We start from the raw sequence: 6,231 nt of genomic DNA on the forward strand, positions 1-6,231 counted from the left end.
CTTGACAAGTTCGCCCAAATCGTTGATACCCAGAGGGAGCTGGTGAAGAGGAACGTCATCTTCGTCCCAAACCGTTCCTTTGTAGTTTACACGGGCATTGATAGGGTGGAAAACGAGTTCAGGGTTCCTCTCTTCGGGAGCAGGAATTTATTGAGGAGTGAGGAGAGGAGCGAGGAGAAGAGCTACTACTGGTTGCTTGAGAAAGCTAAGCTTCCATACCCCGAGCCAGTAAAGCCGGAGGAGATTGACGAGGTTGGCCTCGTGATAGTCAAACTCCCCCACGCCAAGAAGAGGCTGGAGAGGGGTTTCTTTACTGCGGCAAGCTATCGGGAGTTCCGCGAGAAGGCCGAACGCCTGAAGAAGCTCGGTGTCATCATGGAGGAAGACCTCGCCAAAGCGAGAATCGAGCGCTACATAATCGGCCCCGTCTTCAACTTCGACTTCTTCTACTCGCCGATTGATGAGGAAATCGAGCTCCTGGGTATAGACTGGCGCTTCGAGACGAGCCTTGACGGTCATGTAAGGCTTCCCGCTTCCCAGCAGCTTACTCTGCCGGAGTGGCAGTTCGAACCCGAATACACGGTTACTGGTCATGCTTCCTCAACGCTCCGCGAGAGCCTTTTGGAGAAGGTCTTTGATATGTCGGAAAAGTACGTGAAGGCCACTCAGGAGTACTATTCCCCGGGAATAATCGGGCCCTTCACACTCCAGACGGCAGTTGATAAGGACCTGAACTTCTACATCTACGACGTGGCCCCGAGAACCGGGGGCGGAACCAACATCCACATGGCTATGGGGCACCCCTACGGGAACTCCCTCTGGAGGAAGCCGATGAGCACCGGGAGGAGGATAGCGCTTGAGATTAAGCGCGCAATTGAGCTGGACGAGCTTGAGAAGATCGTTACATGAGGTGATGTCAGTGAAGTGGAAGGTTACCGTCATCGTTCGCCTCAAGGAAGGCCTTAACGACCCCGAGGGGAGGGTCATAGGAAACGCGCTTAGGAACCTCGGGTACGCGGTCGAGAATCTCCGCGTTCCGAAGTACTTCGAGTTTGAGCTGGAGAGCGAGAACCCTGAGGAAGAGGTCGAGGGGATGTGCAGAAAGCTTCTCGCCAACCCGCTGATCCACAGCTGGGAGTACAGAATCGAGCCGGTGAGCTGAGATGGTGAAATTTGCCGTGGTGGTCTTCCCGGGAACCAACTGCGACTTTGAAACTGAAAGGGCAATAAGAAAGGCCGGTGCCGAGGCTGAACGCGTTTGGTACAAGCGTTCATTGAAGAACTTCGACGGTGTCGTTCTGCCGGGTGGCTTCAGCTACGCCGATTATCTCCGCGCCGGGGCGATAGCGGCCAGGCAAGAGATAATGGAGGAGGTTAAGGAGTTCGCCCGCGAGGGGAGGCCCGTTCTGGGGATATGCAACGGCTTTCAAATTCTCACTGAGGCCAGCCTTTTGCCTGGGGCTTTGAGGCCGAACAGGGTTCCGCGCTTCCTCTGCAGATGGGTTCACCTCAGGGTTGCCGATAACGAGACGCCCTTCACTTCGCTCTACGAGCAGGGAGAGGTCATAAGGATGCCAATAGCTCACGCCGAGGGCAACTACTACACTGAGGATCCCTCAAAGGTCAAGGTTGTTTTCCAGTACAGCGACGAGAGGGGCAACGTTACTGAAAAAGCGAACCCGAACGGCTCAGTTCTCAACATAGCGGCGGTCGCCAACGAAAGGGGGAACGTCCTCGGGACGATGCCGCACCCGGAGCGCGCCAGCGACCGCTTTCTTGGGAGTGAAGACGGGCTGAGGCTCTTCAGGGGCATGGTTGAGTGGGCGAGGAGGTGATTAACGTGTTCCCGCACGAGGAAGGGGTCATCCGCGAGCGCTTGAAGAGAGAGCCGAATGAGCTTGAGTGGGCAATGCTCGAAGTTATGTGGAGCGAGCACGCTTCCTACAAGTCCAGCAGGCCCTGGCTGAAGCTTTTACCGACCGAGAGCGAGCACGTGATTCTCGGCCCCGGCGAGGATGCTGGAATAGTCAAGTTCGACGACGAAACGTGGATAGCTATCGGAATAGAGAGCCACAACCACCCGAGTGCAGTCGAGCCATACGGTGGAGCGGCAACGGGTGTCGGCGGGATTGTAAGGGACATACTATGCATGGGTGCTCGTCCAATAGCGCTCCTCGACCCGATACGCTTCGGCCCGCTGGAGAAGGAGCACAACCGCTACCTCTTTGAGTACGTCGTCAAGGGTATAGCCGACTACGGCAACAGGATAGGCGTCCCAACTGTTGGCGGTGAAACCGAGTTCGATGAGAGTCTTGATGAATATACGCTGGTAAACGTTGCCTGCATTGGAGTTATGAAGCCAGAACACCTCGTCCACAGCTATGTGAGTGAAGCTGGCTTAAAACTCATTCTGGTCGGAAACAGAACGGGAAGGGACGGAATCCACGGAGTAACTTTCGCGAGCGAGGAACTCGGAGAGAACGCCGAGGAGGAAGACCGCTCGGCGGTGCAGATTCCGGATCCATTCACAGAGAAGCTCCTCATCGAGGCGACCCTTGAAGCCGTTTATACCGGTAAAGTTAAGGCACTTAAAGACCTCGGCGGTGGCGGTTTGACATGTGCCTCATCGGAGATGGTCGGAAAGAAAGGCTTCGGCGCGGTTATCTACGCAGACCGCGTCCCGCTCCGCGAACCGGGCATGACGCCTGCGGAGATCATGATATCGGAGAGCCAGGAGAGGATGCTCTTCGCGGTTAGACCCGGGGATGTGGAAGAAATCGGGAGGATTTTCGAGAAGTACGAGCTTGAGTGGGCCGTCATTGGTGAGGTCATTGAGGAGCCTCACTACATCGTCTACTGGAAGAGTGAGAAGGTGGCAGACCTGCCCGTTGAGCTCCTCACGGACGTTCCAACGATTGAGTGGGAGATGAAGCCCTACCGCGCTGAAAAGGACGTTGAAACGCCCGAGGTTGACTTTAGGAAGGCCTTCGACCTCGTCTGGAAAGGCCCCAACGTGCTGAGCAAGCGGTGGGTCTGGGAGGGGTACGACCACGAAGTTCAGGGAAGGACGGTTCTCAAGCCCGGTAGAGACTCAGCGGTTCTGAAGATAAATGAAAAATACGGTTTAGCTTTCGTCACCGATGGAAACCCTAACCACAGCTACTTCAACCCCTACCACGGCGCGATGGGAGCCGTTGCCGAGGTGGTTAGAAACCTCGTGAGCGTCGGGGCGGAACCTTTAGCACTAGTTGACAACCTCAACTTCGCCTCGCCCGAGAGGCCCGAGGTCTACTGGAGCTTCGCTGAAACCGTTAGGGGGCTGGCCAACGCCGCTAAGGCCTTCGGTCTGGCCTACGTCAGCGGTAATGTCAGCTTCTACAACGAAGTCGTTGACAGGCCGATAAAGCCAACTCCTGTAGTTGCGGGCCTCGGGAAGGTTGAGCTTGAGAAGATTCCCCAGATGGGGATTGAAGAGGGCCTGCTCATCGGCATTGTCGGGCTTACCAAGAAGGAACTCGGTGGCTCTGAGCTCTACGCAAGGCTCGGAGTCGAGGGCGGCCTTGCCCCTCGCGTGAGCTTAGATGAGGAAAAGGCAAATGCCGGGGGGATTTTGAGGGCTATACGGAAAGGCCTGGTTAGGGCAGTCCACGACGCTAGTAAGGGAGGAATAGCCGCCGCTCTGACCGAGATGGCCCTCGCCGGGAAGGCTGGCTTTGAGGTCGATCTCTCAAAGGCCCTAGTGGATGGAAGCCTTTTCCCTGTGGAAGTTGCCTTCAGCGAGAGCCACGGGAGGTATGTGGTGGCCTTCGAGGAGGAGAAAATTGAAGACCTTAAAGGTCTCTTCAGGCACTTCGCCGTTGTAGGAAAAGCCGGCGGAAGCAACGTGGTCTTCCGCTGGAGCGGAAAAGAGCTCCTTAGAAGGCCGATTCCCGAGCTGAGGAAAATCCACGAGTCGCTACCAAAGCTGCTTGGTGAGGAGGAATGAGGGTAGCTACCTACGCTTCCCATTCCGCCCTTCAGATTTTGAAGGGCGCAAAGCAGGAGGGCTTTGAAACGGTGGCCTTCGGAAAGACCCGCGTTAAGCCCCTCTACACCCGCTATTTTCCCGTTGCAGATTACTTCATCGAAGGGACTTATCCGGAGGAAGAACTGCTTGAGCTTGAGGCCGTGGTTATTCCCACCGGCTCCTTCGTGGCCCACCTGGGAATCCAGCTTGTCGAGAGGATGCGCGTTCCCTACTACGGCAACAAAGAGGTTCTCAGATGGGAGAGCGACAGGAACCTCGAAAGGAAGTGGCTGGAAAAGGCTGGCTTGAGGCTTCCGAGGGTTTACGACGACCCGGACGAGATTGATAGGCCGGTTATAGTCAAGCCGTTTGGAGCAGGTGGCGGAAGGGGCTACTTCTTGGCCAAAAGCCCGGCTGATTTTTGGAAGAAGGCTGGGAAGCTTGGAATAAGGAACAAAGAAGACCTCTCCAACGTCCAGATCCAGGAGTATGTCGTTGGGGTTCCTGTTTACCCGCACTACTTCTACTCGAAGCTCAGCCGCGAGCTTGAGCTTATGAGCGTTGACAGGAGGTACGAGAGCAATGCGGACGCGATAGGCAGAATTCCAGCGGGAGAACAGCTAGGCCTTGAACTGAACACCAACTACACGGTCATCGGCAATATCCCGATCGTCCTCCGCGAGAGTCTCCTCATGGACGTTATCGAGGCCGGTGAAAGAGTAGTTGAAACCGCCGAGAACCTTATGGGTGGCCTGTGGGGGCCCTTCTGCCTCGAGGGGGTTTACACCGAGGAGCTGGAGTTCGTGGTCTTCGAGATCTCAGCCAGGATAGTGGCGGGGACCAACCCCTTCGTCCACGGCTCGCCCTACAGCTGGCTCAGATATGACTTCCCGGTAAGCACTGGAAGGAGGATAGCGATGGAGCTGAGGCAAGCTGTGGAAGAGGACAGGCTTGGGGAGGTTTTAACATAAATTTGTTTAATATTTCGCAGAATAGATTTATAAATTAACGTTCAAATGCTGGCCAAAGGTGGTGTCCATGTGGGAGAAGTTCATCGAGGAGAAGGTTGAGGAGATAAGGAAAACTGTTGGCAACGGTAAGGCGATAATAGCGCTCAGCGGTGGGGTTGACAGCTCGACCGCGGCCCTGCTCGCCCATAAAGCGATAGGCGAGAGGCTTCACGCAGTCTTCGTCAACACGGGCTTCATGAGGAAGAACGAACCGGAGTTCGTCGTGGAGACCTTCCGCGACGAGTTCGGTCTCAACCTCCATTATGTTGATGCGAGCGAGCGCTTTTTTGCCGAGCTTAAGGGCGTAACCGACCCGGAGGAGAAGAGGAAGATAATAGGGAGGGTCTTCATCGAGGTCTTTGAGGAGGTTGCGGGGGAGATAAACGCCGACTTTCTAATTCAGGGAACCATCGCTCCTGACTGGATTGAGAGCCGGGGCAAGATAAAGAGCCACCACAACGTTGGAGGCTTACCTGAGAGGCTCAACCTCAAGCTCATAGAACCGCTCAGAGACCTTTACAAGGACGAGGTTAGGGAGCTCGCCAAGGAGCTCGGTCTTCCGGAGAAGATATACAACAGGATGCCCTTCCCCGGGCCGGGGTTGGCGGTTAGAGTTCTCGGCGAGGTCACGCCTGAGAAGGTCGCCCTCGTTAGGGAGGCCAACGCCATAGTCGAGGAGGAGATTGAGAAAGCTGGATTGAAGCCTTGGCAAGCCTTCGCGGTTCTCCTCGGCGTCAGAACGGTTGGCGTCCAGGGTGACATAAGAGCCTACAAGGAGACGGTAGCGGTTAGAATTGTTGAGAGCCTCGACGGCATGACGGCCAACGCAATGAACGTTCCCTTTGAGGTTCTCCAGAGAATAGCCTTCAGAATTACCAGCGAGATCCCCGAGGTCGGAAGGGTGCTCTACGACATCACCAACAAGCCTCCAGCGACGATAGAGTTCGAGTGAGAACCTTTATTTATTTTTGAGTGGAGTTTGAAACGGTGGGAGTATGGAAGTCATCGAAGCCGTCTACGAAGATGGGGTTCTAAAGCCTCTTAAGAAGCCCCACTTGAGGGAGGGGGAGAAGGTCAGGATAAAAATAATCGCGAGGGATATAGCGGAGTTCATTAGGACAGCAGAAGGAATCAAGAGGCCCAAAAAAGACCCCCTTCAAATGCTGGAAGAGGTGAGAGAGCGTTGAGGTTCGTCCTCGATGCGTCGCTTCTCAT

7 protein-coding genes are annotated in these 6,231 nt (G+C 55.4%); all 7 read left to right on the forward strand.

The genetic code is table 11. The annotated features are described in order from the left end of the window. Positions 1–909 (forward strand): formate--phosphoribosylaminoimidazolecarboxamide ligase family protein (locus MVD07_RS06640; protein WP_297499895.1); only part of this gene is annotated, 909 nt, incomplete at its 5' end. 10 nt (positions 910–919) lie between these two features. Then, entirely contained in the window at positions 920–1,162 is a 243-nt protein-coding gene (gene purS, locus MVD07_RS06645) for a phosphoribosylformylglycinamidine synthase subunit PurS (protein WP_297499908.1), read from the forward strand. A 1-nt stretch (position 1,163) separates the two neighbouring features. Then, positions 1,164–1,835 (forward strand): phosphoribosylformylglycinamidine synthase I, encoded by a 672-nt coding sequence (gene purQ, locus MVD07_RS06650; protein WP_297499897.1) that lies wholly within the window; start codon positions 1,164–1,166, stop codon positions 1,833–1,835. Between the two features lie 5 nt (positions 1,836–1,840). Then, a complete protein-coding gene (purL, locus tag MVD07_RS06655; protein WP_297499899.1) occupies positions 1,841–3,985 on the forward strand; it encodes a phosphoribosylformylglycinamidine synthase subunit PurL in 2,145 nt (714 codons plus the stop codon). Further along, complete coding sequence (locus tag MVD07_RS06660) at positions 3,982–4,977, forward strand: formate--phosphoribosylaminoimidazolecarboxamide ligase (RefSeq protein ID WP_297499901.1); 996 nt, start codon at positions 3,982–3,984, stop codon at positions 4,975–4,977. The genes purL and MVD07_RS06660 overlap by 4 nt, the downstream gene beginning before the upstream one ends. A 67-nt stretch (positions 4,978–5,044) precedes the next feature. Beyond that, on the forward strand, positions 5,045–5,968 hold the full coding sequence (gene guaA, locus MVD07_RS06665) for a glutamine-hydrolyzing GMP synthase (RefSeq protein WP_297499910.1): 924 nt from the start codon (positions 5,045–5,047) through the stop codon (positions 5,966–5,968). A 43-nt stretch (positions 5,969–6,011) separates the two neighbouring features. Further along, positions 6,012–6,203, forward strand: coding sequence for an antitoxin family protein (locus tag MVD07_RS06670; RefSeq protein ID WP_297499903.1), 192 nt, complete (start codon positions 6,012–6,014; stop codon positions 6,201–6,203). Positions 6,204–6,231: the final 28 nt, after the last annotated feature.

This window comes from Thermococcus sp., from assembly GCF_027008145.1.
Lineage (GTDB): Archaea > Methanobacteriota_B > Thermococci > Thermococcales > Thermococcaceae > Thermococcus.